The 22852-nt window shown below is 59.4% G+C and carries 25 protein-coding genes and 2 pseudogenes; 11 read left to right on the top strand and 16 right to left on the bottom strand.

What is annotated here, in order from left to right:
• Positions 1-27 precede the first annotated feature (27 nt).
• Entirely contained in the window at positions 28-951 is a 924-nt protein-coding gene (locus AC56QX_RS36735; RefSeq protein WP_497118273.1) for a TniB family NTP-binding protein, read from the bottom strand.
• Complete coding sequence (locus AC56QX_RS36730) at positions 942-2585, bottom strand: TnsB C-terminal domain-containing protein (RefSeq protein ID WP_497118271.1); 1644 nt, start codon at positions 2583-2585, stop codon at positions 942-944. The genes AC56QX_RS36735 and AC56QX_RS36730 overlap by 10 nt, the downstream gene beginning before the upstream one ends.
• Before the next feature lie 306 nt (positions 2586-2891).
• Between AC56QX_RS36730 and AC56QX_RS36725 the strand changes: the two genes are divergently transcribed.
• Positions 2892-3941: a site-specific integrase gene (locus tag AC56QX_RS36725; protein ID WP_497118866.1), complete on the top strand. Its 1050-nt coding sequence runs from the start codon at positions 2892-2894 to the stop codon at positions 3939-3941.
• 31 nt (positions 3942-3972) lie between these two features.
• Here the strand turns inward: AC56QX_RS36725 and AC56QX_RS36720 are convergent, their stop codons facing one another.
• From AC56QX_RS36720 to AC56QX_RS36690, 7 genes are all read right to left on the bottom strand, one after another.
• Positions 3973-4320, bottom strand: a complete 348-nt coding sequence (locus tag AC56QX_RS36720) for a helix-turn-helix domain-containing protein (protein WP_497118727.1) — start codon at positions 4318-4320, stop codon at positions 3973-3975.
• On the bottom strand, positions 4317-4466 hold the full coding sequence (locus tag AC56QX_RS36715) for a hypothetical protein (protein ID WP_497118725.1): 150 nt from the start codon (positions 4464-4466) through the stop codon (positions 4317-4319). The genes AC56QX_RS36720 and AC56QX_RS36715 overlap by 4 nt, the downstream gene beginning before the upstream one ends.
• A 122-nt stretch (positions 4467-4588) precedes the next feature.
• Positions 4589-5794 (bottom strand): plasmid replication protein RepC, encoded by a 1206-nt coding sequence (repC, locus tag AC56QX_RS36710; RefSeq protein ID WP_497118724.1) that lies wholly within the window; start codon positions 5792-5794, stop codon positions 4589-4591.
• Between the two features lie 155 nt (positions 5795-5949).
• Complete coding sequence (gene repB, locus AC56QX_RS36705) at positions 5950-6915, bottom strand: plasmid partitioning protein RepB (protein WP_497118723.1); 966 nt, start codon at positions 6913-6915, stop codon at positions 5950-5952.
• Positions 6916-6989: 74 nt separating this feature from the next.
• A complete protein-coding gene (gene repA, locus AC56QX_RS36700) occupies positions 6990-8192 on the bottom strand; it encodes a plasmid partitioning protein RepA (RefSeq protein WP_258581083.1) in 1203 nt (400 codons plus the stop codon).
• A 1162-nt stretch (positions 8193-9354) separates the two neighbouring features.
• Positions 9355-9705: a transposase gene (locus tag AC56QX_RS36695; protein WP_497118722.1), complete on the bottom strand. Its 351-nt coding sequence runs from the start codon at positions 9703-9705 to the stop codon at positions 9355-9357.
• Positions 9702-10394 (bottom strand): IS110 family RNA-guided transposase, encoded by a 693-nt coding sequence (locus tag AC56QX_RS36690; protein WP_497118721.1) that lies wholly within the window; start codon positions 10392-10394, stop codon positions 9702-9704. Before AC56QX_RS36690 ends, AC56QX_RS36695 begins: the two co-directional genes overlap by 4 nt.
• Before the next feature lie 623 nt (positions 10395-11017).
• Between AC56QX_RS36690 and AC56QX_RS36685 the strand changes: the two genes are divergently transcribed.
• Positions 11018-11344 carry a Ros/MucR family transcriptional regulator gene (locus AC56QX_RS36685; protein ID WP_497118720.1) on the top strand — a complete coding sequence of 109 codons (327 nt, stop codon included), beginning with the start codon at positions 11018-11020 and terminating at the stop codon, positions 11342-11344.
• A 195-nt stretch (positions 11345-11539) separates the two neighbouring features.
• Here AC56QX_RS36685 and AC56QX_RS36680 read toward each other — a convergent pair whose 3' ends face one another.
• The 4 genes and pseudogenes from AC56QX_RS36680 to AC56QX_RS36665 all read right to left on the bottom strand — a co-directional run bounded on the left by AC56QX_RS36680 (position 11540) and on the right by AC56QX_RS36665 (position 13715).
• Positions 11540-11923 (bottom strand): hypothetical protein, encoded by a 384-nt coding sequence (locus AC56QX_RS36680; protein WP_497118719.1) that lies wholly within the window; start codon positions 11921-11923, stop codon positions 11540-11542.
• Between the two features lie 113 nt (positions 11924-12036).
• Positions 12037-12240, bottom strand: a complete 204-nt coding sequence (locus tag AC56QX_RS36675; RefSeq protein ID WP_497118718.1) for a helix-turn-helix domain-containing protein — start codon at positions 12238-12240, stop codon at positions 12037-12039.
• The gene (locus tag AC56QX_RS36670) at positions 12219-12404 is read right to left on the bottom strand and encodes a hypothetical protein (protein WP_497118717.1); all 186 of its coding nucleotides are present in this window, start codon (positions 12402-12404) and stop codon (positions 12219-12221) included. The genes AC56QX_RS36675 and AC56QX_RS36670 overlap by 22 nt, the downstream gene beginning before the upstream one ends.
• A 188-nt stretch (positions 12405-12592) precedes the next feature.
• Positions 12593-13715 (bottom strand): annotated as a pseudogene (locus tag AC56QX_RS36665) (tyrosine-type recombinase/integrase).
• A 194-nt stretch (positions 13716-13909) separates the two neighbouring features.
• On the opposite strand from AC56QX_RS36665, the gene AC56QX_RS36660 reads away from it, so the two are divergent.
• From AC56QX_RS36660 to AC56QX_RS36645, 4 genes and pseudogenes are all read left to right on the top strand, one after another.
• Positions 13910-14857: a DUF1403 family protein gene (locus AC56QX_RS36660; RefSeq protein ID WP_497118716.1), complete on the top strand. Its 948-nt coding sequence runs from the start codon at positions 13910-13912 to the stop codon at positions 14855-14857.
• A gap of 5 nt (positions 14858-14862) precedes the next feature.
• Complete coding sequence (scpB, locus tag AC56QX_RS36655) at positions 14863-15570, top strand: SMC-Scp complex subunit ScpB (RefSeq protein WP_497118715.1); 708 nt, start codon at positions 14863-14865, stop codon at positions 15568-15570.
• Positions 15571-15826: 256 nt separating this feature from the next.
• Positions 15827-15967 (top strand): annotated as a pseudogene (locus AC56QX_RS36650) (RHE_PE00001 family protein); the annotation flags it as partial.
• Positions 15968-16484: 517 nt separating this feature from the next.
• A protein-coding gene (locus tag AC56QX_RS36645; RefSeq protein ID WP_497109867.1) for an IS5 family transposase occupies positions 16485-17245 on the top strand; the annotation gives its coding sequence in 2 pieces (ribosomal slippage) (positions 16485-16812 and positions 16812-17245; 762 coding nt in all).
• A 295-nt stretch (positions 17246-17540) separates the two neighbouring features.
• On the opposite strand, the gene AC56QX_RS36640 is transcribed toward AC56QX_RS36645, so the two are convergent.
• A complete protein-coding gene (locus AC56QX_RS36640; protein ID WP_497118714.1) occupies positions 17541-18356 on the bottom strand; it encodes a serine protease in 816 nt (271 codons plus the stop codon).
• Between the two features lie 554 nt (positions 18357-18910).
• Between AC56QX_RS36640 and AC56QX_RS36635 the strand changes: the two genes are divergently transcribed.
• From AC56QX_RS36635 to AC56QX_RS36615, 5 genes are all read left to right on the top strand, one after another.
• Positions 18911-19117: a hypothetical protein gene (locus tag AC56QX_RS36635; RefSeq protein ID WP_497118713.1), complete on the top strand. Its 207-nt coding sequence runs from the start codon at positions 18911-18913 to the stop codon at positions 19115-19117.
• A 303-nt stretch (positions 19118-19420) separates the two neighbouring features.
• Complete coding sequence (locus AC56QX_RS36630; RefSeq protein ID WP_497118712.1) at positions 19421-19543, top strand: hypothetical protein; 123 nt, start codon at positions 19421-19423, stop codon at positions 19541-19543.
• Between the two features lie 204 nt (positions 19544-19747).
• Complete coding sequence (locus tag AC56QX_RS36625) at positions 19748-20863, top strand: DUF6880 family protein (protein ID WP_497118711.1); 1116 nt, start codon at positions 19748-19750, stop codon at positions 20861-20863.
• 193 nt (positions 20864-21056) lie between these two features.
• Positions 21057-21515: a nuclear transport factor 2 family protein gene (locus AC56QX_RS36620; protein WP_497118710.1), complete on the top strand. Its 459-nt coding sequence runs from the start codon at positions 21057-21059 to the stop codon at positions 21513-21515.
• A 57-nt stretch (positions 21516-21572) separates the two neighbouring features.
• Positions 21573-21917 carry a transposase gene (locus tag AC56QX_RS36615; RefSeq protein WP_497118709.1) on the top strand — a complete coding sequence of 115 codons (345 nt, stop codon included), beginning with the start codon at positions 21573-21575 and terminating at the stop codon, positions 21915-21917.
• Positions 21918-22055: 138 nt separating this feature from the next.
• Here AC56QX_RS36615 and AC56QX_RS36610 read toward each other — a convergent pair whose 3' ends face one another.
• Both AC56QX_RS36610 and AC56QX_RS36605 read right to left on the bottom strand, forming a co-directional pair.
• Positions 22056-22562, bottom strand: a complete 507-nt coding sequence (locus tag AC56QX_RS36610; protein WP_497118708.1) for an OmpA family protein — start codon at positions 22560-22562, stop codon at positions 22056-22058.
• The gene (locus AC56QX_RS36605) at positions 22513-22761 is read right to left on the bottom strand and encodes a hypothetical protein (protein WP_497118707.1); all 249 of its coding nucleotides are present in this window, start codon (positions 22759-22761) and stop codon (positions 22513-22515) included. Before AC56QX_RS36605 ends, AC56QX_RS36610 begins: the two co-directional genes overlap by 50 nt.
• Positions 22762-22852 lie beyond the last annotated feature (91 nt).

Genomic DNA, 22852 nt, shown 5'->3' with positions numbered 1-22852 from the left:
GCGCAAGGGGGAGAACGCGGACAGGCCTCACCGGCTCGCCCGGCGCTGGAGTCCCTTTTCCATGTGGCGTGTCATCGACACAAGCGGCAGGACGAGATTGTCGCCGTTGAAACTGTCGATGGTAATGCACTCACTGCCGCTGCGGACCGCCTCAACCGCCACCGTCTCCATCAGGCGAAAGATCCGCACCGTCACGCCGTCGGTCAGATCGAGCACTTTTCGGCGGACAGCCGTCGTTGCCAAATCCGAGGGACGGCGCAGCGGCAGGATCCCGCCCAGGCTCGTCAAAAGCTGGGAAACCTGAAAGTCATCTGTCCAACGCTCAAGGTGGAAGGCCTCGAAACGCTCGGCAAGCTGGGGGTCGGTCAGCAGCGCCTGCCGGGCCTTCTCGGTCCCGGCGCAGATCAGTGGAACCCTCAGGTCATTTGCCAGAAACCGGATGATGTTGAGAAAAATGCGCTGCTGGCGGAAGGTGCCGGCAAGCATCGAGTGGATTTCGTCGATGATCAGCATGCGGGCGCCCATGCTGCGTAAAAGGCTCCGGCAGACCTCCTTAAGACGATAGGTGGAGTCCGTCATCGGTCCCGGTGCGCCGAGCGCGGTAAGAAGTCCGCCATAAACGTCCCGTTCCAACGGTTCGGGCGGCATCTGCATGGCCACGACGGGCATGGTGGTGATGCCTGTGCCCCGATCGAAACAGGCCGGATGATCGCGCAGGAATTTACGGATGATCTTGGTCTTGCCTATACCGGTGTCGCCATAAAGCAGAAGGCAGGGCATGCGGTCGCGCGCAGGATAGGACAGCAGGTCCTCCAGCCGCGCCAGCACCTCCCGCGCCTGGGCGGTTTCCAGCCAGCGGTCCGCCCGAATCCAGGCGATCCTTTCGGCATCGCCAAGAGCGGCATGCGAGCGATAGGCGGGGAGCAGATGCTGGTAGTCGCTCAAGACCATTCTTCCACGACCAACGACGGCAGATCGGCATCCCATTCTTCGTCGCGATCGATTTTCGGCGCGGCAAAGTCCCGGTTTTCGGTCGCCATCAACGACCGGTCGCGGCGCTCTGCATACCGGCGCGCGCTCCTGGTCTTATGTCCGGCTGCGTCGACGAGCTGCCGCTGCTTTTCGACCGTCTCAAAAATCAGCTGCTCGTCCACCGCCCTGACCCCGCGTTCTTTCAATTCCGTGCGGGCAAGACGATGCTCGCCGAGCGTAATGCGCGGCCGCCTGAGATCGGCAAACTGGACCGGCCAGTTCGTGCCATCGGGGCCTTCCACAAACACGCACGACAAGTCGCGCGGGTCATATCTGACGCGCATCCGGCGAGGAAACCGACCTGCCCAGGGACTTAATACATCGTCCCAATATCGAAGTCCGAACAGATGCACGCCGTCGCGTCGGATGCTGCGCTCCTCGAAGGGCAGGAAATCCTGGAGAAACCGCTCGCGGTCATGGGGCAGCCGCAAGGGATGACGGCGTGCCGCAACGGCGTCGTCCCACGCGCTGGCGGGCGGCAGATGCAGGCTGCTGTGGATCTCCGCATGATAGCGACCGACAATCTGCAGCGCGAGCCACCCTTCCAGTTCGTCGAGCGTCATTGCGGCATGTTTTTGCGGATCGTAGGAGCCGCGCGCGGCGATGTTGCTGGACGTCGTGCCCGGAAGCAGGTGGACCGCACCCATCATCGTGCCGATCAGCCGCTCGATATGGCCCCCATAATGCGGCCTTGCGACGGGCCGATATTCAAGGGCGATGCCATGCTCCGCCGTCCCACGAGCCAGCGCCTTTCCATGGAATTCCCTGCCGTTGTCGACGTGGATCACGTCAGGTAGCCCGAAAACCGGCCACGCCGCCTTGATATCGCGTGCCTCAAGCCAGGGTTCCTTCGGCATCACCATGTGCTGGACGCACAGGGCTACAGATGCCGACGACGGACTTTCCAGAGTGAGATAGAACCCCGCCACCATGCGGCTTGCAATGTCGATGGCCAGCGTCAGCCAAGGCCGCTGAAGGGGCCGGCGATGCACGGCATCAACGATAAACAGATCGACCAATGTGTGGTCGATCTGGACGATGTGAAGCGCATGATCGGCGCGATATTCCTGCACCACGGGCTCAAACCGTTCACGCGCCGCCTTCGCCCCTTCCCGATCACGCATCAGTAGCCGTGGATCGGCAAGCTTTACACGGGCCCTTACCGCCTTCCAGGAAGGCGCCACCTCTCCACAAGCTCGGCACAACTCTCGAACGCGGTCATGCAGGGCGGTGATCGAAGGCCTCTCCCGCCTGCGGTAGGTGTCGCGCATCGCGGTCTCGATGAGCGCCTCCATCTCTTCCGACAGGCGCCGTCGCCCTTTCGCTGGGCCGGGGTTGTGCCCAAGCAGCGAACTCGTGACAGGAGAGACCCGGTATTGAGCGAGAAGTTCATAAAGGCGTGCCCGCCTCACACCGAGTTGGCGGCACGCCAAGCCTATATCGGCGGGAGACAAGCGATCCTTCGATGCCAAAGGGCGGATGACAGCCTCGCGCGCTACCGCCCTGCGCCAGTCGGCATCATCGGCCGCAAGCTTGTCGGGGTTACGACCCATGACCGTCGCTCTCGCCTTCGTCCACCAAATCAGGGTAAGAATCTACCTAACCGGGACGAATCCACTCGATTAGGATGAGTGATGAATGTTACAAAACAAAGACATACCGTCCACTCATCTAGGAAGAGTGACACTACCTGAGAAATGGCCGTTTTCATCGACAAGAAACCCGAAAAACGCGTTGGGCCGACTTTCGGACCGCGCCACAGCACGGGCGCGGAGGATGGTATTTCCGCCGCCTGGCCGACGGCCGCCGGCGAGCCGATCGCTGACGACCTGCCCGACATTGTCGACGTCGTCATGGAGATGGGGCGGACGCCGGACGAAGTGCAAACGGTCCCTGCCCTGCAGCCCGCACCGGGTCTGTCGGCCCATCTGGAAACACTGGCCGATCACGCGCGAAAATACGTCGAGGCGGCGAGTTCGGCCAACACCCGCCGCGCCTACGCCGCCGACTGGCAGCATTTTTGTGCCTGGGCACGCCGCCAGGGCCTGGAGGTGCTCCCGCCCGATCCGCAGAGCGTCGGCCTCTACATCACCGCCTGCGCATCCGGAAAGGTAACAGGAGACAAGAAACCGAACTCCGTGGCGACGATCGAGCGCCGTCTGTCGTCCCTGACCTGGAATTACGGGCAGCGTGGCCAGCCGCTGGACAGAAAGGACCGCCACATCGCCACCGTGCTGGCCGGCATTCGCAACAGTCACGCCAAACCGCCGGTGCAGAAAGAAGCCATTCTACCGGAAGACCTGATTGCCATGCTGGAAACACTCGATCGCGGTGCCCTGCGCGGCTTGCGCGACAGAGCAATGCTCCTGCTCGGCTTCGCTGGCGGGCTAAGGCGCTCTGAGATTGTCGGTCTCGATGTCGGCCGCGATCAGACCGAAGACGGTCGCGGCTGGATCGAGATTTTTCCCGACAAGGGCGTGCTGGTGACGCTGCGCGGAAAAACCGGCTGGCGCGAGGTCGAGATCGGCCGCGGCTCGTCCGATGCCACCTGCCCCGTCGTCGCGCTGCAGACCTGGCTTAAATTTTCCAGGATCGGCCATGGCCCGCTCTTTCGCAGGGTGGCAGGGCAAGGCAAACAAGTGGGCGCCGATCGGCTCAACGACCAGGAGGTGGCGCGGCTGGTCAAGCGCACCGCTCTCGCCGCCGGTGTCCGCGGCGACCTGTCCGAAGGGGATCGCGCGACAAAATTCTCGGCCCATTCGTTGCGCGCCGGTCTTGCCTCATCGGCCGAGGTCGACGAACGTTATGTGCAAAAACAACTCGGACACGCCTCGGCTGAAATGACCCGCCGCTATCAGCGCAGACGCGACCGTTTTCGTGTTAATCTCACCAAGGCATCAGGACTGTAAACGGCGATAAAACCCCTCCCCTGCCCAATTTTCAGTGAGGCGCCGCGGCGGTTTGAATTTCCTCGGCAGACTTGTCGATTGAAAGAGCCCGCAAGACGGCTTCGGGCTCTTTCTCCATGATCCAAAGCAAGGTTCGAGCAGCACCACTGGGTTGCCGCTTTCCTTGCTCCCATTTTTTGTAGCCGGAAGGACTTGTACCGAGCACAGTCGCCATTTCCTCCTGAGTGAGGTCAAGCTGCTTGCGGATTGCCTTCGCATCAACCGTGCCGACATCCACAGCGCTCACGCGAACGCCGGGAACATTCTTGCCCTGCGCATGAGCCAATGCTTCAGACATCGCCTGGATCAGATCCGCACCGAATTTCGTCATCTCGCTCATGTCCTGCTCCTGTTTGCAGCCTTGATCGCCTTTGCAAATGGTGAAACCGCCTTAGCCTCTTCCGGCTTCAAATCCGTCTTTTCGTTCTTGCCGTCGGCCAAAAGGGCATAAATCGGGGCATCGTCACTGTACCAATAGTAGATCACCCGCGCTCCGCCCCGCTATGTACAGAAGCAGTTCACATGTCGACAAATTGGTATTCTATCGACTTGATTAAACGACGTCTCGATGCCCACGACATATGCACATTCGTGGATGACCCCCCATACTATCCGGTCATCCTTGCTGTCGAGCCATTGGCCTTCAGCGCCGCCATGAGCATCGGTCCGACAGAAAACTGCCCTCCCCTCGCCTTTTCGGTCAGCACCCGCAGATAGCCGCCTGCCGAGTTGATATGTTGCGCTCTTTGCAGGATGCAGGCGATCACGATCGCTGCAACTTCCTGGCCCATCACATGGCAAGCTTCCTCATACGCTGAGGGCGAAACGCCAAGGTACCCCCGCACCTGGGCAGCGGTCATCATCAAGTCGCGCCAATTTCCGATCCCGTTGACGGCATAGTCCGCAATTTCGGGGCACGCTCTCAGCACAAGTCCTATCGGGTAGCCTTTCGGTTTCTCGGCCGAAACAGATGTTGGCTCGACCGCCACCCTGCTTTTTTCAGAAGCCGGTTCAAATACAAATGTGGAGTCTGTGTTTGAATCAGATTGCTGCCGCTCATTTTGGGACTCATTGCCGCTAGGATTCCTGGATTTTGTGAAGCTTTCCAGCATCCTGTCCACTTCATCGTGCAATGCGGTCAGCTCCGCAACGATGCCGTCCAGGTCGGATAGGCCGGCTCGGCGGGGAATGGCCCCCACGATGGTTCGGAAACGCCTCCAGATGGCTCCCCAGTCGCCAGGAACGGCCTCCTCGATCGCAGCCTCGACAAGCTTATGGATGTCACGGCGATGGAGCGTGACCCGCTCACGCATCAATTTGAGCGCCCTAGAGTCGGCGCGGACCTGGTCGGCCGCCAGCTGAAACTCCGCGGCCCGTGTCAAAAGGGGCGCCAACGAGAACCCGAACGCTTCCACGACAGCCCCGCCCTGCCCCTTGCGAGCGAACCTTTTGCCATTGGGGCTATCGCGGCGGATGATCAGACCGCAATTGACCAGCTCCGCCAAGTTCCTGCGCAATGTGGAATCGGCCATGCCGTGTGCGCGCAACGACAGCTGAGCGTTCGACGGAAAGACCATCAGGCCGTTTTCCTCGCTGATCTGGTCGTCTGGGTAGAACGTCAACAGGCCGCTCAGCACCGCCAGCGCGCGGTCTCCCACGCCGAGAGCCGACTTTCCCTCACAGAGCCAACGATAGACCTGCCACTTCTCGACGAGAGATCCTTTCGGGATCTCCCGCGATGCCGTATTCGCTTGCACCAGGGCAAGCGTCATCGGCCGCCGCCCGAAGGGCGTCGTCGCGTACCCACTCTCCATTTCCCTCACCTTTCAATCAGGCAAAAGAAACCAGCTCGCCGAAACGGCGCCACGACTCTTGACAGTGATTCGGGGAAGTGCGATTCTCAGCTTGCTAGAGACATGAGAAGGGCTTCCGCGACGGTGACGTTCGGGGGCCTTTTTCTTTTGCGGTTTTAGTCTCCTGTTTTCTTCGCAATTTCCGATTCCCGAAAAGCCTCGAAAAGCTCGTCGAGCTTGCCGGCAATGAATGCGCCGAAGGGTGATGCTCCCTTGGATTTCAAGGCAAGCGTAAACACTTTTCCAGTGTCGGTGATGTTGGCCCGGACCGATTTGTCCCGGGGGATCCACGACTTTTGCTGAGACTTCGATGGCGCCGGCGGGCGTTTCACCGGGCCACTCAGATAGTCGAAGAGATGGGCGAAACGGCCATCACTCCCCGGTTGAGCAAAATCGGCGCTTTCCACATACTCTGTCGCCCTGGCTGCAGCCCCAGGATGCTCCAACAGTTTGGCAAGTTGCCACCAGCGATCCCGGCCAATGCCCTTGGCGGCGCCGACTGCCAGAATGACCTGCTCAGGAATGCTGCTGGTAACGGAGCGCATCTTCGAGAAGGTCGTATCATCGAGTGCAAGAGCCGACTTCACCGTATCCGGCGAATGGCCCCGCTTGAGAATGCGCTCCGCGAAAAGCGTCCGCTCGATGAAGGACAAATCAGCCCTGGCAGCATTCTCTTGACCCTGGGCGATGACATGGTCCTCATCGCCCATCTTCTTGACGACAGCACGGACAGGCCTGCCCAGTTGGCGGGCGACCCTGACGCGCCTGTGGCCAAAGACGGTCTGAAACCGACCGGAAATCTCCGGATGAGGTCTGACCAGTACAGGGGAATCCTGTCCTCGGTCACGAATCGCCACCAGCAACTCCTGAAAGGCCTCATCGTCACCGGCCATGCGGTCAGAGACGAATGACGTGTCGACCAATGCCGGATCGAGATCGACGACAGAACTCTTCGAGAGCTCCTCGAACGACTGTATAATCGACCGTGATGCGCCGCGAACGGCATACCCCGATACATCCTGGTTATTCGCGACTCCAGTCGCTGGGCCCATAACACTGCCGAATATGTCCTTGCGCGCCATTCAATCGCTCCCATTCTCGGTTAGTCGACTGATTTCACGAGCAAATTTGTCACTTTTTACTGCCGTAAAAGCCGTCATGACCGTCCCCATGCGCGATGGACTAATGTCGCGATCTCCGAGTTCACCGCGTCCAGCGATTCGAGCGCCCGGTCGTAGGTTGAACGGGTAAAAGACGATTTCTCCACCTCGTAGAGCGTCTGTTTCGTGAGGCCCGCGTCCGAAATCGCCGTCGACTTGAGCATGGGATTTTCGAGGATCTGGCCAGCAAGCATCGATTGCATGAAGCCGACCATCTGCGCCTGCGGAATGTCTGTCGGTTCGTAGCGCGTGATCAGATAGCGAAACCAATCCAGCTGTATCGATGCGCCGGCCGCTTTGATGGTCTTCAAGATGCCGCCGAGCATCAGCAGAAATTGGCTCATCGACATCAAGTCGAGCATCTGCGGGTGAACGGTGATGAGAACGGATGTCGCCGCCGACATCGCCGTCAAGGTGAGATAGCCAAGCTGCGGCGGGCAATCGACAACGACGACGTCATAGCGGCTGTCTACTTCTGACAGCGCCTTTGCGATCCTGGTGAAAAACTGGCGGCCGGCATTGGACGATTTGTCCTGCATGGCGAGCGGCGTGTCGTACTCATACTCCTGCAGCTCGAGATTGGCCGGAATGATATCCAGGCCAGGGAAATTCGTCGGCACGATCACCTCGGAGATCGGCTTGCGCTCATCATCGTAGCGGATCGCCTCATACAGAGAGAGGTTGCGATCGAGTTCCGGCTGAAAGCCATGGAGCGCGGAGAGCGAGGCTTGCGGGTCGAGATCGATTGCAAGGACACGGTGACCGGTCAGCGCCAGGTGCTGGGCGAGGTGGGCGGCGGTCGTTGTCTTGCCGCTTCCGCCCTTGAAGTTGACGACAGCAACCACCTGGAGCTTGTCGCCGGGCTTGCGGTGGGGGACGTACTTTTTCACCTCGGTCCGGCCGTGGCGGTCAAGGAAATGGCGCAGCTCAAGCATTTGCTCGGCCGTGTAAGATCGGCGGCCGGAGGGGACTTGATCGGGCAGCGGCCCTTTGCCCTCAAGATGAAGGCGCTTCAAATTGTTTTGCGACACACCAAGATAGTGGGCCACCTCAGCCATCGAAAAAGAGCGTAGCGTCTTCGTCGCGTTAGGTGGGAACTTCTCCATGCGAAGCTGGTTGAGGCGTCGCGATATCTCGGCACCCTGCTCGAGAATTTTGTCATCGAACTCAAAGCGTGGTAGCCGCATGGCGATGTTCATTCTCGTCGGAACCTGAATTGGCGCTTTTTGCGATGAAACTATTCAACAACCGCCATTAAGCTCCGATTCGGCCAACCCCCGCAAGAGGTTTTAGGTTAAGAGAATGTTAACGATGCGGGGTCGGCCCTTTTGCTGCCGGTTGATGCTGGGATGACAAAGTCCGTACCCATTAGCCGAAACTCGGAGGTTTCCGCTCTCCCATCTAAATGTATGTTTTCTCTGCCATAAAGATCCGTTTTTACGGCAGTAAATCACGGTCGTCAGCAGCCAAAGATTGCAGATGCCGGCTGCGCAGGGCAGTGCGTTTGGTTCCCGCCGGCGAGACCGGGGAGGGACCCTTCGGGCATGGGTCAATCTGGCCATGTGAGACAGAGGCAAGGGCCGCCCGTCGAAGGGGAGGCAGGTGGGCAATGGTCGAAGGTCCAAGCTCAATTGGGCCGATTGGCTCCCAGCAAGTCGCTGGGCGGCGTGGATGGAGTGGGATGTTCGAGAAATCAAGCAGCCGTGTCGATAGCGGATGTCGGTGGCGTCGTGCGGGTGCATGAGTATCTCGCATTCGTATGCTTGATAATCCCCTTCCTCGGCGCTCAAAGGATAGAGGGCGTATAAACCGCAATCCAGCGCGCGTCACCAACGTTGGACACGCTTCGCGCGCGGGATGGAGGCAATTCGCCCCCCGTGGCGGTGAGCGGGACAGCCGCAGGAGCGTTCTCTAATTGCGGGCCCGAGGTCAACCGTTTTCTAGCCTTGCCGATGTCCGGTACGTGCACAGCGTCTGGATCGAGGTGCAGCGCGACCAGGTCGGCAGGGTGACCTTCACGCAGCTCCTCGGCGGCCAGCCTACGGTGCTGAAGTGTCCACAGAACCTAAATAGCCGCTCACGCCCTTCATTCGCGGATCGTTCTAGCAACACGTCGATCGCTAGATAAAGTTCCTTCTGGCCCCTGGACGATGACCTGCCTCCTGCCGGTTTCAGCGTTCTCTTCGTGGTCGAAACAGTGCTCGCCACAGCATGGCATCGGACGCTGCGGCTCCCAATGTCAGCAACGCAGTCCGCTCCGAAGGAAAGGCTGCACAGCTCCTGGCGGGTTTGCCGCTGCTCGTCCCGGCAAGGGACAAGAATACCGTCGAGCGACGGATCTCTTTGGGTTCACCTCCATGTTCATGCAGGTGCGTCCGCTCCAGCGGCCGACCATCGGAAGGATACGCCATCCACCCACATGCGGTGCATGACTACTGCTAGCTTTCGTGCGACGGCGATCTTTGCCTTCTTCAAGCCACTACGCTTGGCGAGCCGGAGGCCCCAGGCTTTGAGCGCCGACCACTTCTCGACCCGAGTTAGCAGCGTGCCGGCGGCCTCAAATAAATAGGTGCGGACAAGTCCATCTCCGCATTTTGAGATGCCCCTGTTTTGGTCGATTTCACCCGACTGGTAACATCGCGGCGTCAGGCCGAAGTACGCGCCAACGCTTCTGGACTTCTCAAACTTGGCCGGATCATCGACCGCTGTCACGAACGCAAGGCTGTGAGCAAGCCCACGCCAGGAATGGCCATAAGCTGCCGGCACACAGCACGCCCTCGAGCATGGCTCATCAGTTGGCGGTCAAGCCGCCGAATCTGCTCCTTCAGGCAGGAATGGACACACAACATCGACCGCACGGTTTGATTGAGCATGGAGTCGCTATTGTCGCACGCCTCATCCACGAGCCGTTCGAACGGCTCGCCCGTTCGTCTTGACAGCACGACGCCGAACGTTTTGAGAACGCCTCTGATCTGGTTGGTGATCTCTACCCGCATTCCGACGAGTTGAGCTCGCGCTCCAAGCATCGAGCGGACCGCGTGGCTGTCGAGACTCTTTACCCCGACCTCCCGATACCAGCCCGCTTTGACGATCTGGGCCAATCCATATGCATCATTCTTGTCGGTCTTGTTTACCTGGCCACTCATGGTCGCCTGCGCATGGCGAGAATCAAGGCACAGCACAGGTAGGCCCATTGCCTTTAACGCGTGCCAGTGCCAGGTGGACAAGGGACCGCTTTCGAGCCCAATGCGTAAAACATCGGGTGCCTTAGATCTGATATTTCCGGCTATGTCTTCTGGCGTCGATAGACACTTTCCTTGCCAGACAATCTTACCGTCGCTGCCGACAACGCATAGGTGGGTCATCTCCTGTGAGACATCTAACCCAACAAATTGGTCCATGTTGGCCTCCATGAGAATCAGTGACGGCGAAGAATCTAGCATCGCCCGCAATTACCCCATGTCAGCATAGCGACGGCTGACGGCCGGGACGCGGGACCGACTGTACCCGCCACGGCGGTCCGTAGACTGCCTCAGGGATGGAAGCGGAGCGGCCGAGACCAGCCGTCCGGCCGCCTGGGCGCGATCCTGGGCCGACATAGTGAGTTGAAGAGGGCTGCTAGCGCGATGTTTGTTTAGTGCGCGGCGATGCAGATCGGGCCCTATTGTTGATAGAGGCCGGATATGGCCAACGTGGCGCCCTCGGCTACCCAAACGAGCTTCCGGCGAGAACGACTACGCAGTATTCGAAAGACGAGAGCGCTTTCGCTCAGGCAAGCGGCGACAGTTGGCGTAGCGATCAGTGGAAGAAATATTGCAGCCGTAGCTGTAGTAATTGCGACGTCAGAATATGCCGATTAGGAACTAATGAGATCAACGAGGAGACTGACCATGGCGGACGACGCGAGTGAACAGGCAAACAGCGATCTGATGGGCCTGACGGCGGGTATCGTTGCGGCTTATGTCCAGAACAACGCGACGTCTGTGTCGGGACTTCCGGACTGATCGCCAGCGTCAATGCTGCATTGGCAGGATTGCTGCAGCCTGCGGCGCCAACGGCGCCAGTGCTCACACCCGCCAGTAGCCCAAAGCGATCAGTGACCTCAGATTTCATCGTTTGTCTGGAAGATGGAAAGAAGTTCAAATCGCTAAAGAGGCATCTTGCTACACACTTCGGCACGACCCCTGCTGAGTATCGAACCAAATGGGGATTGCCAGCCCACTATCCAATGGTCGCACCAAACTACACTGCACGGCGTTCCGCGCTTGCAAAGTCCATAGGCCTCGGCCGCACGCCAGCCGCAAAGACACCTGCCGAGAAAGTGCCGACAAAGCGGAAAGCAAAGGCCTAGCCACTTTCCTCCATCTCGATTCTGGACTCGCCTGCCTGGCTGACGCATTCTTCGCAGGGGCGTTGGGGCGGGTAGTTTAAGCAAGCGACGAAGGCTTGGCGTTCAATAGCTGGGACTAAAAGGGGGCAGGTGGCGCAGATCGTGGCGGTCGCATGTATAAATCACCTTCAGACTGCTCGCGTGTCGATGTTCACCTTATTTGATCAAGGATCGCCTATGCGAGAATTGCCAAAGAATATCGATGCTGACCTTGTAATCGAGATCAGTCAATTGCTCGATGATCATCCTCCTTTGGTTCCGGTTCCAGTCTATTAACTCACCGTGCTGGTTCGCCAGAGGGTCAAGACTGGTTTGCCCGATCGGTCCATTGAAGAGTTGATCGTCGAGATGGCTACGGCACGCTTGATGGCAATGGCTTTTGATCTGCCAGGCGAGGGAAATGTTGTGGCCCTCCCGGTGAGACGATAAGACGGAGGCTATGCCTACCCAGGACGCCTCAGAGAGAGAGCTGGCCCCGTGCTTTTCGGCGACAATCAAGATTGGCAATCCTTGGTCGCGCCAGCTGGTAGCCTTGACCATTTTGTCTCCAAATGACGAATGTTTCCATGATTCGGTGGCATAGGTACCTATCACCAGAACCTCTGTCTTCTAGCTCAAACTTCCCGAGAAGCCACCGCGGTCTGCAATCGAGCTTAGATCCAATTGCGTTTTATCGCGATGTCGAGGGCCTGGTAGGTAGTCATGACGTTGAGCTTCCGACGGATGTTCGGCAGTTGGAACTCGACCGCCCGTCTTCTGACATTGCCAAGTGCTGCGATATCGCCGTTGGTCTTGCCCTGCAGGAGCCATGCGAGGCATTCCAGCTGATAGCTCGTCAGTGGGAGGGGGCTGCGCATATCAACCCGTCGTCGCTGCGGCTCTGTAGGTAGCCATCGATGAAGGCACCAAGTGTCAGAACGGAATACCCGTCCGCTACCATCGCGGGGTCGGGTTTCCGCTCACGGGACGGGAAGGTAAAGAGGGCACGCCTTCCGGACCCGTCGAAGATCGGGATCGACATCTCCGAACGGATGCCAAACTTTCGGGCTTCGCCACAGAACGTTGGGTGAGACCTTCTTGCTGGAACGGCAAACCTTGCTCGGACCAGGCGTAGGCTCCGCGTCTCGGGGAGATTAGCGAGGCCGCTGTCGCCCTTACCTCCCGATGTCAATTGAAACGCTAAGTAGAAATCTCGCCCTAGGGGGCCGTTCAAAGCCCGGAAGCCTTGGTGAGGTTGGTGCGGAACCGATCACGCCGGCGCTGATATTTGCGGGTCATCTCGGCCGAGGCGTGGCCGAGTTGCTTCCGCACGTAGCGCTTCTCGATCTCGGCCGAAGAGGCGAGACCTGCTCGCAGCGAGTGTCCGGCGAACAACAGCGCGCGCTCCGCTTCCGGAAGATCGGCGCGGACGCCGCCGGCGAGCGCCGTTTGTTTGACCAGGCGGGCGATTGCTTGTCGGACAACCGCTCGACGTCGACGGTCTTGTTGTCCTTGAAGATGCGGCGGAAAAGCGGGCCTCGCGCAATGCGGCCCAGCCTGATCAGGTCTCCAGCGCCACCACGGGGCAAGACAAATCGCTGGAGCCGCTGCCAACCTCGACCTCGCGCCAGCCGGTCTTCCCACGCAGCGTCACCAGCACGCCCTTGTCCGGAAAAATCTCGATCCAGCCGGCGCCGTCACTCTTGTCGTCTCGCACGACGTCGAGGCCGACGATTTCGGAGCGGCGCAGGCCGCCGGCGAAGCCCAGGAGCAAAATAGCGCGGTCGCGCAGGCCGCGCAAATTATGGCCGAGCGTCGCGATCATCGCCAGGAGATCGTCGCCGAGCACGGCTTCTTTCTGCCGCGGTGGCTTTGCATGTTTTCTGCGAATGCCGGCAAGCGCCATGGCGATATGCCGATCGGATCGATCGAGCGCAAAACCGCGCTGGGTAAAGTTCCAGGCGTGGCCGGACAGGCGGCGTTCAATTGTGGCGACCGAAAGGGGTAGCAAGCCCCGGTGGGCCTCACCGGCGGCGCTGCCTGAGGCACCGGCGCTGATATAGAGGCCGATTGTTTGTACCTCTGGGGGCAGGGGCTCGAAACCGTTGCGCCGGCACCAGGCTGAAAAATGCCGCCAATCCTTAGCGTAGGCGGTTTGGGTGTTTTCGGAGCTGGCGGCCCTGGCGTAGCCTGTTGCCGTCTCGACGAGCGCTTCGAGATTCGCCGGCGCCCACGGGGTGGGGGGTGGGGCCCCCATTTCCAGCACCAGATCGACGATATCGGGCAGATCGCCATCTGGATGGTCGGCGGGCGAGAGGTCGATTTTGGCGGGTTTCGATGGGGAATCTTCCATGATTTGGCAGGCTAGCGCCATACGTCCGATAACAAGATTATCATTCGTTTTGTTGACACGACAGGCGCAGCGCTTTTTGTCCATTTCTATTGCCAAAAGCGCCGCCATGATTCATCCTGTCTTCGATGATTCTGCGTCCCAAATCCTCTCAACGCCACCACGCCACGCTTGCCGGTGTCCCTTCAATCGCGCCGATGGCACCGGTGCCGGGCTGGCTGCGCCGGGCCATCCCGGATGCGCAAAGCCTGGCGGGAAAAGACGTTGAGGACGTCGCGCTCACCGCAGGCGCCACCATCGGCGCGCTCGATGCGGTGGTCCGCCGGCAGCAGCGGTGGGCCGGCGCCTGGCGGCAGCGGCTGGCGCTTGCGGCGGCCGCGGCAACGGCGAAGCAGGCTGGCCGCGTCGAGGATGAAAGCGCGCTGCGCGACGCCGTGCTGCTTACACGACCCGGCGACAATGTCGGGCCCGCCGGTCGTTTGCTTCTCGCCTGGCGCCGGCTGGCCGCCCTGCCCGCGGAGGAGCTTCTGACGAGGAAAAGCCTCGCTGCGGTGTTGGAAGAGTTCGGTTACGCCCAGGACGACGAGGGCGTGAGCGCCCTGACGGATGATCTTCGGCAGCTCTCCGCCAATTCCCGGACGGTCGAAACGCTGGTCGGCGCCATCGCGATCGCCGAACGCCACGGCTTGGGGCGCGCCCTTGGCGCCTGGCTCGCCGACGCCCTGCTGGCGCAACGGCTGGGTTGGGCATACGCTATGCCGTTGCTGGGCGCCGAAGCGGCCTTGGGCACAAGCGCTCGCCCGCGTCGACCAACAGTCAGCTCTGTGGCGACACGCATTGAGACAGATTCTCAGGGTGCGAAGGGTCTGCTTGCCGCGCAGGCGCGCGCCGCGCTACGCGCGATTGATCTTTCCGGCGAGCTCGAGCGCCGCGCGGACCGGCTGCTTGCCGTTGCGCCGAAACTCCGGGCCAAGGCGGCGGACGTTGTTGTCGACAAGCTCCTGTCAGACGATGCGACCGTCGGATCCGAAAAGATCGCCGGCATGAGCGATCGCGGCCTGCGCCGCCTGTTCGACCGTCTGGTCGAACTCGGCGCCGTGCGCGAGCTGTCCGGCCGCCCAACCTTCCGCATCTACGGGCTGTGAAGACGATGGCGGAGAGTGCGGCCAAGCGGCGAAAAGGGGAGCAGGGAAGCGAAGGCGTCTTTGACCGGGAGATGGATCACCTGCCGCCGGAGGCGAGGTGGCGCGAATGGATGCACCGGGTCGAGGCAACCATCTTCGCCGCCAGCGAGCCGGTTGGCCGCGAAACGCTGGCCCGCATTGTCGGAAGAAGCTGCAGCATCGACCTTTTGATCGACGACATCCGCGAGGAACTTCGCGGCCGGCCCTACGACCTGGTCGCCGTCGCCGGCGGCTGGAAGCACCTGACGCGGCCGGCCTATGCCGATGCCATCCGCAGGGCATTTGGCACCGCCGGTGGCGGCAACGGGCGTGCCGTAGACCTGGTGCAGTCGGACGTGCTGGTGCTGATGTGCATCGCCTATTTCCAGCCGATTACACGTGGGGAACTGTCGTCGTTTTTTGGGAAAGAGATTTCTCGCGACCTGATCGGCCATCTGCGCGGCGCGAAGCTGATCGCTTCGGGCCCGCGCAGCCCAACACCGGGCGCCCCCTACACCTACGTTACCACAAAAGAATTCCTGCTGGAGTTCGGGCTCGACACGCTGCGCGATCTGCCGGATTTCGAGGCACTCGAAGATGCGGGGCTGCTGTCAAAGGAGAAGCTGCTGGCTGGTGACATCATGCCGGACTTTGCCGGTCTCCAAGAGGGCATCGAAGTCGAGGCGGACGAATAGCTCTGCGTTGACGCCAGGAGTACCGCAGCGCCTTGCCTGTGCTCGCACCTGATCAATAAAGTCGATCGGCTATAAACGCGAGACAGTGCCACCGGCCCCGCGTTGTGTAGGCGTTGTCCGAAATTTGTAGGCATATTTCGGACATGGGGCGAAATTTCAGCCGGCCTAGTTTGGGCCCGGCCTTCGTGCTCACCGTTGTCATCGCAAATCGGCTATTGTGAATGGAGATCCTGTTCGGGCTGGCGACGCGCGCTAAGCGCGGCTCGACGAGCGGCTGGCCCGCTCGCCGGCGGCCGCTGCGCTCTGGCTCGAGGGCGAACTCATCCATCTCGAAGTTCCCGTCCTGCACGACGCCCATAGCCTTTGCCGAGGATGCGCAAAAGCAGCGACAGTGGCGTGCGTTTGTCGGAGATGTCGCCCACGATCCGGGTGATCTGGGAAACGTCACTAGAGATATAGCGGCATTCCTTATGCCCCACGCGGTCTCAGCAGCGAGCTTGGGTAAATGAGCAGTTTGATTTCCACTGTTGGGTTGGGCGGGCCAAGGAGCGGTTCAGTCTCCCAGGATATATCCGCTATCAAATGGCTAGAGCAGAATCTGATCATTCCGGCTCATATCCTGTGGCAGCGAAGTAGTTGGCGCCCTCCGTTGGTGTGAAGCATGGCAGTGCGGCGCTGATCGTACCTGCACGGTCTCTTCATCAGCCTCGCAAAGGGCCACCTCTCCAAAGACATCGACGCCCTCATGCCCTGGGCCTATGCACAACGGATCAGCGCCTCACAATGAGCTCGTCCGGGACTCCCCGACGCGCTCATGGACCATCTGCAAGCGCTAGGCTGTAGTGACAAATTAACGACTTGGGATTCCCATCGCGAGGCAAATCAGATTCAAGGCTGACTTTTGGAGGTCGGCTTTGGAAGGTGAGGTTCTACGCGACGATCAGTGGGAGCAGATCAAGCCTTTTGTGCCGGGTGGGCGCAAGGGCAAGCGGGGTCCGCGTAGCGATGGTCGGCGCTTCTTCGATGCGCTTTTATGGATCGCTCGGTCAGGCGCGCGCTGGCGCGACCTGCCGGAGCGGTTCGGCCCGTATCAGAGGGCAAAGCGACGTTACTACCGCTGGATCGAAGCGGGCGTGTTCGACCGGCTGTTCGAAGCCATCAGCAGGCATCCAGATATGGAATGGCTGATGATCGACGCGACCGTTATCCGCGCTCAGGCCCAGGCTGCTGGAGCCCGGCGTAAAAGGGGGGATCTGAAGCCCAGGCTCTCGGCCGCTCGCGTGGTGGGTTCGGCACCAAGCTCCATGCCGTCGTAGATGCGCTCGGCCTACCGGTCCGCTTCGAGATCGGCCCCGGCCAGCAAAACGACATGGCAGCGGCCTGCGGTCTGATCGAGGGGATTGCAGCAGGCCAAGTGATCGCCGACCGCGCTTATGATGCCGATCGACTGCATGATGTGATCCTCGACCAAGGCGGTGAACCGGTCATCCCGCCGCGGCGCCATCGCAGATACCAACACAGCTATGACAAGATCGCCTACAAAAACCGCTGGGGCATCGAGGCCTTCTTTGCAAAGCTCAAGCAGTGGCGGCGCATCGCAACGCGCTACGACAAAATCGCCGCCAACTTCCTCGGCTTCGTCAAGCTCGCAGCCATCATGCTCTGGCTCAAATGATTAAATTGTCACTACAGCCTAGACCTGACCGTTGTAACCAAAAAATCAATGGGGCGGAGACGCCGCATACTTCTCTGGTGGGGGATCATCGGATGCTTCTCCTTAGTCTGTGAGGTGTTTTCGGGATCGCGCACATGCCGTGCCAAACGAGAAACTCGTCTCGGCAAGGTGATTAATCGGAGTCTGCTATGTTGCGTACCTGTTAAGCCGAACTCTGGTTGATTGGACATTCTGCGCGTTCAGATAGACGCGGCAACGTGAACTTTCCATCCTGCACGCATCCCGACTCGCCGCCTCAGTCACCGATACGGTTCATGATCCACTCGCGATAATACGACACGCGCGTATACACACCGTATGTCTTTCCGCATTCGTCCCCCCACGATGTAATTCCAACCAAGATGGCGTTCTTGCCATGGCCTTTGGTCAGAGGACCTCCACTGTCCCCCTGGCAAGCATCGGTCCAGCCGCTTTCGCTTCCGGCGCACATCATCCCAGGAAGGGATCCGATCCTTTTATATTTGCGGCTCGCTTGGCTGCACGTTTCGTTGTCGACGTACGGGACCTTGCCCTCTAGGAGCTGGTCTGATGATTCTCCACCATATTGTGTAGCTCCCTCACCCGTCACGGTAAGGTCCTCGCCAATAGCAATTTGCGTACCGTGGCGAGCAAGGCGAATGGGCGTTGCGGGTCGCGTACTGTGCACCCGCACGAGCGCCACATCATGTTCTAATGTTTTCTTTTTATATCCTGGGTGAACAATAAGCTCCTTTACATCTAACGAAACGCCATCCATTACAAAGGCCTCGACCTCGTCGACTGTTGCATTCGCTAAACAGTGCGCCGCTGTGAGGATCCAGCGCTTTCCGATCACCGCTCCACCGCACTGCCCAACCCATTTCCTTTTGGCAATATTGAGTTCGACGTGCCAAGGATGCGCTTCGAACGTGGTCGGCCTGCCGAGCGTGACTTTCCGTTTCCCTCCAAAAGAACTCGTGGGCTCCGGCGTTGAATCAGGCCCGCCTTGTACAGAAGTTTGAGCATGGGCGTGTTGTCCACCAAAAAGGGCAGCGAGCGCGCAGAGGGCATGACGGCGGGTGAGGTGTTGCATCGGTTTCCTCGTACTATTTTGCATTGCATATGTACGGCCGTGTGCCGTTGGCGCGCCACTCCTGCCTGCCCACGCATTAGCTGGCAACCCTCATCTCGGATGTGATTCGGAATGCCGCAGGCAACATGCTTTGTCCTCGATAGGACGCTCTGGTTGCCGTGGGCAGAGGACTTCTTCGGAAAGCGCGACGACGGCACGGGGCCCGTTATAGGCAGGCTCTCCAATACGGTGCTGAGGCAGCTCGAGCCCCTCAAGGTTACTCGCCGCCAGGCACGATACTATTAGCCCCGCCCCACCTGTGCAGGGCAGCGCCTGCCCGGCGAGCGCGATCGGCCAGACGGCGGTCTCGGCCGCGGTCGCCGGCCGGACGAAAACGCCCTTAAAGGCCGTCGTGCTCTAGACCCCGCCATCAATCTTCCAGCGGCGTTTATTTCTATCTTTGGCAAGAAGCAGATGGCTGAAGGCTTGAAAGCGGGCGATAAGTCTATTCGGCGAAGCTCGGCGATGGCAAGGAAATCCCGCTCAAAGGTCGCTTCTCTGAGAGCCTATACGCTGTGCAACCCGCCGGCGAGATTGCACGCTATCACGGTCCACTGCTGCTGGCCGTTGGTACCAAGGGTACCATCGTCTTTCCGCAACCTGTTCTCGCGAATATTTGGGCTGAACCGGTCGATCATGGCTTCGGCGTCGAGCAGAGCGCCAAGACAGTTGACGCCTTGATTACGAGGACTGTCGACTTCCTCAAGTCGCACAGCGAATGAAAATCAAAGCGACGAGTGCGGAAGGCATCCCGTCGCTGCTTTTTGCATCGTTTATTGGTGTGGGTTTACGCAAGCGGCAACCGCAATAGTCTTTCTAGCGTAGCCATGCCTCTTGGGCTGGCGCTCGCTGTACCCGACATATCACCCTGAGTCGTCTGGCATGATCGCCAAGTTCCGCCGGAGGGACCAGTGCATATTCAGTAACCGGCGCGGCCAGCTCCGCGATGGAAATGGCAAGCGAGGCGGCCGGCTCTGCCAAGCAGACTTTTGCCGGCGCCACGGACAGCGTCGCGGGGAGCGCCCGTGGGCTGGCCGACGCGCGACATGGGTGCCCAGGCCCGCCATGTGGCAGAGGATATGTTCGAGCGCGAGCCGCTGGTGCTTGCCGCGCTCGAAGATACGGACCCGCTGTCGCACTGCACTTAAATGGCCCAATGACCTCATAGCTGTTGAAAAACGACAACGAAAGGAACATCCCAGCAACTCCGGCCGAAGGTCTGGGTAGGATGGCTCTGATTAATACTCGAACGAGGGCGCGCCGATGGGCCGGACTTGGAGCAGACAAGAACTCGCGGAACACTGGAGCCTTGGGTTTGAAGAGCTGGCGCGGATCGAGGCCAAATCGGAGGCATGGCCCTCGCGGAACCGGTCATCAATCGGGTCGATGACAGCAATGGCATCGTTGGCGAGATCTTTCGGCAGGCCGGTCATGAATTGGGAGGGGTCGCCATCAAGGCCAAGCCAAAGCCGCTGCTGCTTGCCAAGCAGACGTTCGACGCCGTTACCAACAATCATTACGGCGAATATGACCGATTGATCCCCGCCATCATGCTGGCGCTGAGCAAAGAGGGCATCGATCATTTGAAAGCCAGGCTTCATGACGCCCTTGATCGACTCCCGCGAAGAAATGGCGAATACGATCATCGGACGCCCGCCATTGCGCGGACCCTGCAGGAAATAGCCGATGGCGAGAACGACGTTGACGCTTTCATTGCTCTTACCCCGCTGAAAGCGCGGCAGACACCGAGGGTCGCCGCCGGCATTGCGCGACGGCTTCTCACGGCAGGGCGCGCACAAGAGGCGATGATCGCACTACAGAAAGGTGCGCCGAACGAAGAGGCCGTCGCCACTCATGATCTCTGGATTGATGGATACCATAGTTATTTTGGTCACTCCGAATGGGAGGACGTGTATATCGATGTGCTCGACGCGACAGGCGAGCCTGAAAGGGCACAGCAGATTCGTTGGGACAGCTTTGAAAAGCACCTTCTCCGTGACCGTCTGCGAGACTATCTGAAGCGGCTTGCTGACTTCGACGATGTCATCGCCGAAGAAAAAGCTCTAACCCATGCGTTGACCTTCCCCAATATGGGGTCGGCATTGGATTTTCTCATCGAATGGCCGGCGCATGAGCAAGCCGCCAAACTCATCCTCCAACGCCATACTGAGATCGATGGCAATGCCTATTATCTGTTGGATCCAGCCGCACGAACCCTCGAAGGAGCCTATCCGCTCGCCGCCGTGCTGCTGCGACGCGCTATGATCAGTGACACGTTGGACCACGCAAAGTCGACCCGATACCGTCATGCCGCCCGCCATCTCGCGGAGTGCCAATCGCTGCACAGTGCAATTCCGGACTACGCCAATCTTGGGGATCATGCCGCCTTCCTGGCATCGCTACAGGACAAGCATCGACGCAAGGAAGGCTTCTGGGGGCGTGTTCGGGAGTTCTCGACAAAGAGATAATTGTGTTCTTCTTTTGTTCGATTGGCTGTCGTTTTTGAACAGCTATGAGGTCATTGGGCCCATTAAAAACTGCCTTCTTACAACGAGATGGCCAATTCTCTAACTATGGTCTCAGGATTTGTGGGGTTCATCCCGGCGATCCGATGCAGCTGAGAATAGCTGCATTTCGATGGTCAACTGAATTGGAGAACCTATGTCTTTGAAGAACTTCATGCGCGCTGGCGTATTTGCGGCTGTCGCCATCATAAGCCTTACAGACGCTGCACATGCGGGTCCTGCGAAAAACAGGGCACTGGTCATTAGGGCTGTTACCGGCCTCTTCATCGATCATGATCCGGCGGTTGTCGACAAATACTGGAGCCAGAAATATATCCAACACAATCCCATGTTTCCCAACGGGAGGGACGTCATCAAGGGATTTGTATCGAACCCTCCGCCGGGCTTCAAATATGAAATGGGTGCCGTTGTCGCCGACGGCGACATTGTCATGGTGCGCGGCCGGTACACAGGTTTTGGCCCCAAACCGATGATCGCGGTCGATATGTTCCGCGTTGAAAAAGGCAAGATCATTGAGCACTGGGACGTGCTTCAGGAGGAGGTTCCAGCCAGCCAAACCAAAAGCGGCAACCCGATGTTCGTTCCGGGGATGTAAAGTGAACGAGGGTCTGGTGGAATCTACCTGACCTTCTCGTTTTTGTCGTTAGGAGCGATGGCGTCGGCTTTTTGCGTGATCAGCCACGCACGCTCTTTCTGGTTGCGGCTTATCCCGTTCGCTCCGGGAGATACAGCTTGTATTGGCTTGCCGCTTGCCATGAAGGCCAGCTCTGCTGGCATGTTCAGCTTACGGTGGCTCCTCATCGACAACGCCGGATGGCACACGCAGCAAGGCCTGAGCATACCCGGTGGCATCGAGCTCACCTACCTGCCACCCTATACGCCCGAACTCCAGCCGGCCGAAACGCTTTGGGTTCATGTCGACCAACCCATCGCCAACACATACCTCCAAACCATCGACGGACTCGACCGCATCTTCGCCGCGAAGTGTCGAAGCTGACCCAAATCGCATCAAATCTCAGACTTGTTTCAATTGGTGGCCGCAAAAGGCCACTCCGAACTAATCACCCGGAAATGGTATTATCGATTTCCACCGCTCGAATTCTGTAACGACACCAGACCGCGCCAAGCAGCAAAATCACGGCTTAATTCTTAACCGCTTCGACACGCCGGTTCTGAGCGCGACCTTCCTCAGTATCATTGGAGGCCACCGGCTTGTCTTGCCCGTAGCCGATTGTGATAAGTCGATTTGCGGCAATGCCGGCCTCAACGAGTGCCTGCTTGACCGACGCCGCGCGGCGCGCGCTGAGATCCTGATTTTTGGTCGGCGTGCCTGACGCATCTGTGTGTGCCCCTCAATGGTCAGTTTCCACTTGCTGTTCGCCTTCAGAGCCGCCGCCAATTGATCGATGGCGGGCTTGGCATCTGCTCGAATCTTGTCGCTGTCTGTATCAAAATTGATCCCATAGAGCCGGATGCGACCCTCTTGCGACAGGGATGTTGCAATAATGTTTGTCTTGGCACTCTTCGGCTTCCACTGGGGGCACGAGCCCACATCGTTGGACAGCTTTTTCAGGTTCCAGTCATTGTGCCAGTCATCCGTAGACCCGGCATCCTCCCATAAAGCCGACAAAACCTTTTCCATCGGATTTGGCGACCATCAATGCGGGTCCGCTCTTGGGCCCCTCCTCAAACCAGGTCAGCCGCAGCAAATGCGCCTCAAGCCCACCTTCGATGAAACCCTTGTGATATTCATAGCATCCCGTGAGATGGTCGCCGTCCTGCGCCAGATGAAATTTACCGAATCCAGGGCTTGAATATTGCTCCAGTCTGGCTATCACCAAGTATATTGATCGTCCGATCAATATACTTGGTGATCTCATTGAGGAGGCGCACTATGACCGATGTATCCCGGTCTGTCACCGGCCCCGGAGC

This window comes from Mesorhizobium sp. RCAM 06353 (assembly GCF_059683585.1).
The sequence above is the reverse complement of the archived record's forward strand: the minus strand, read 5'-3'. Positions and strand labels throughout refer to the sequence as shown.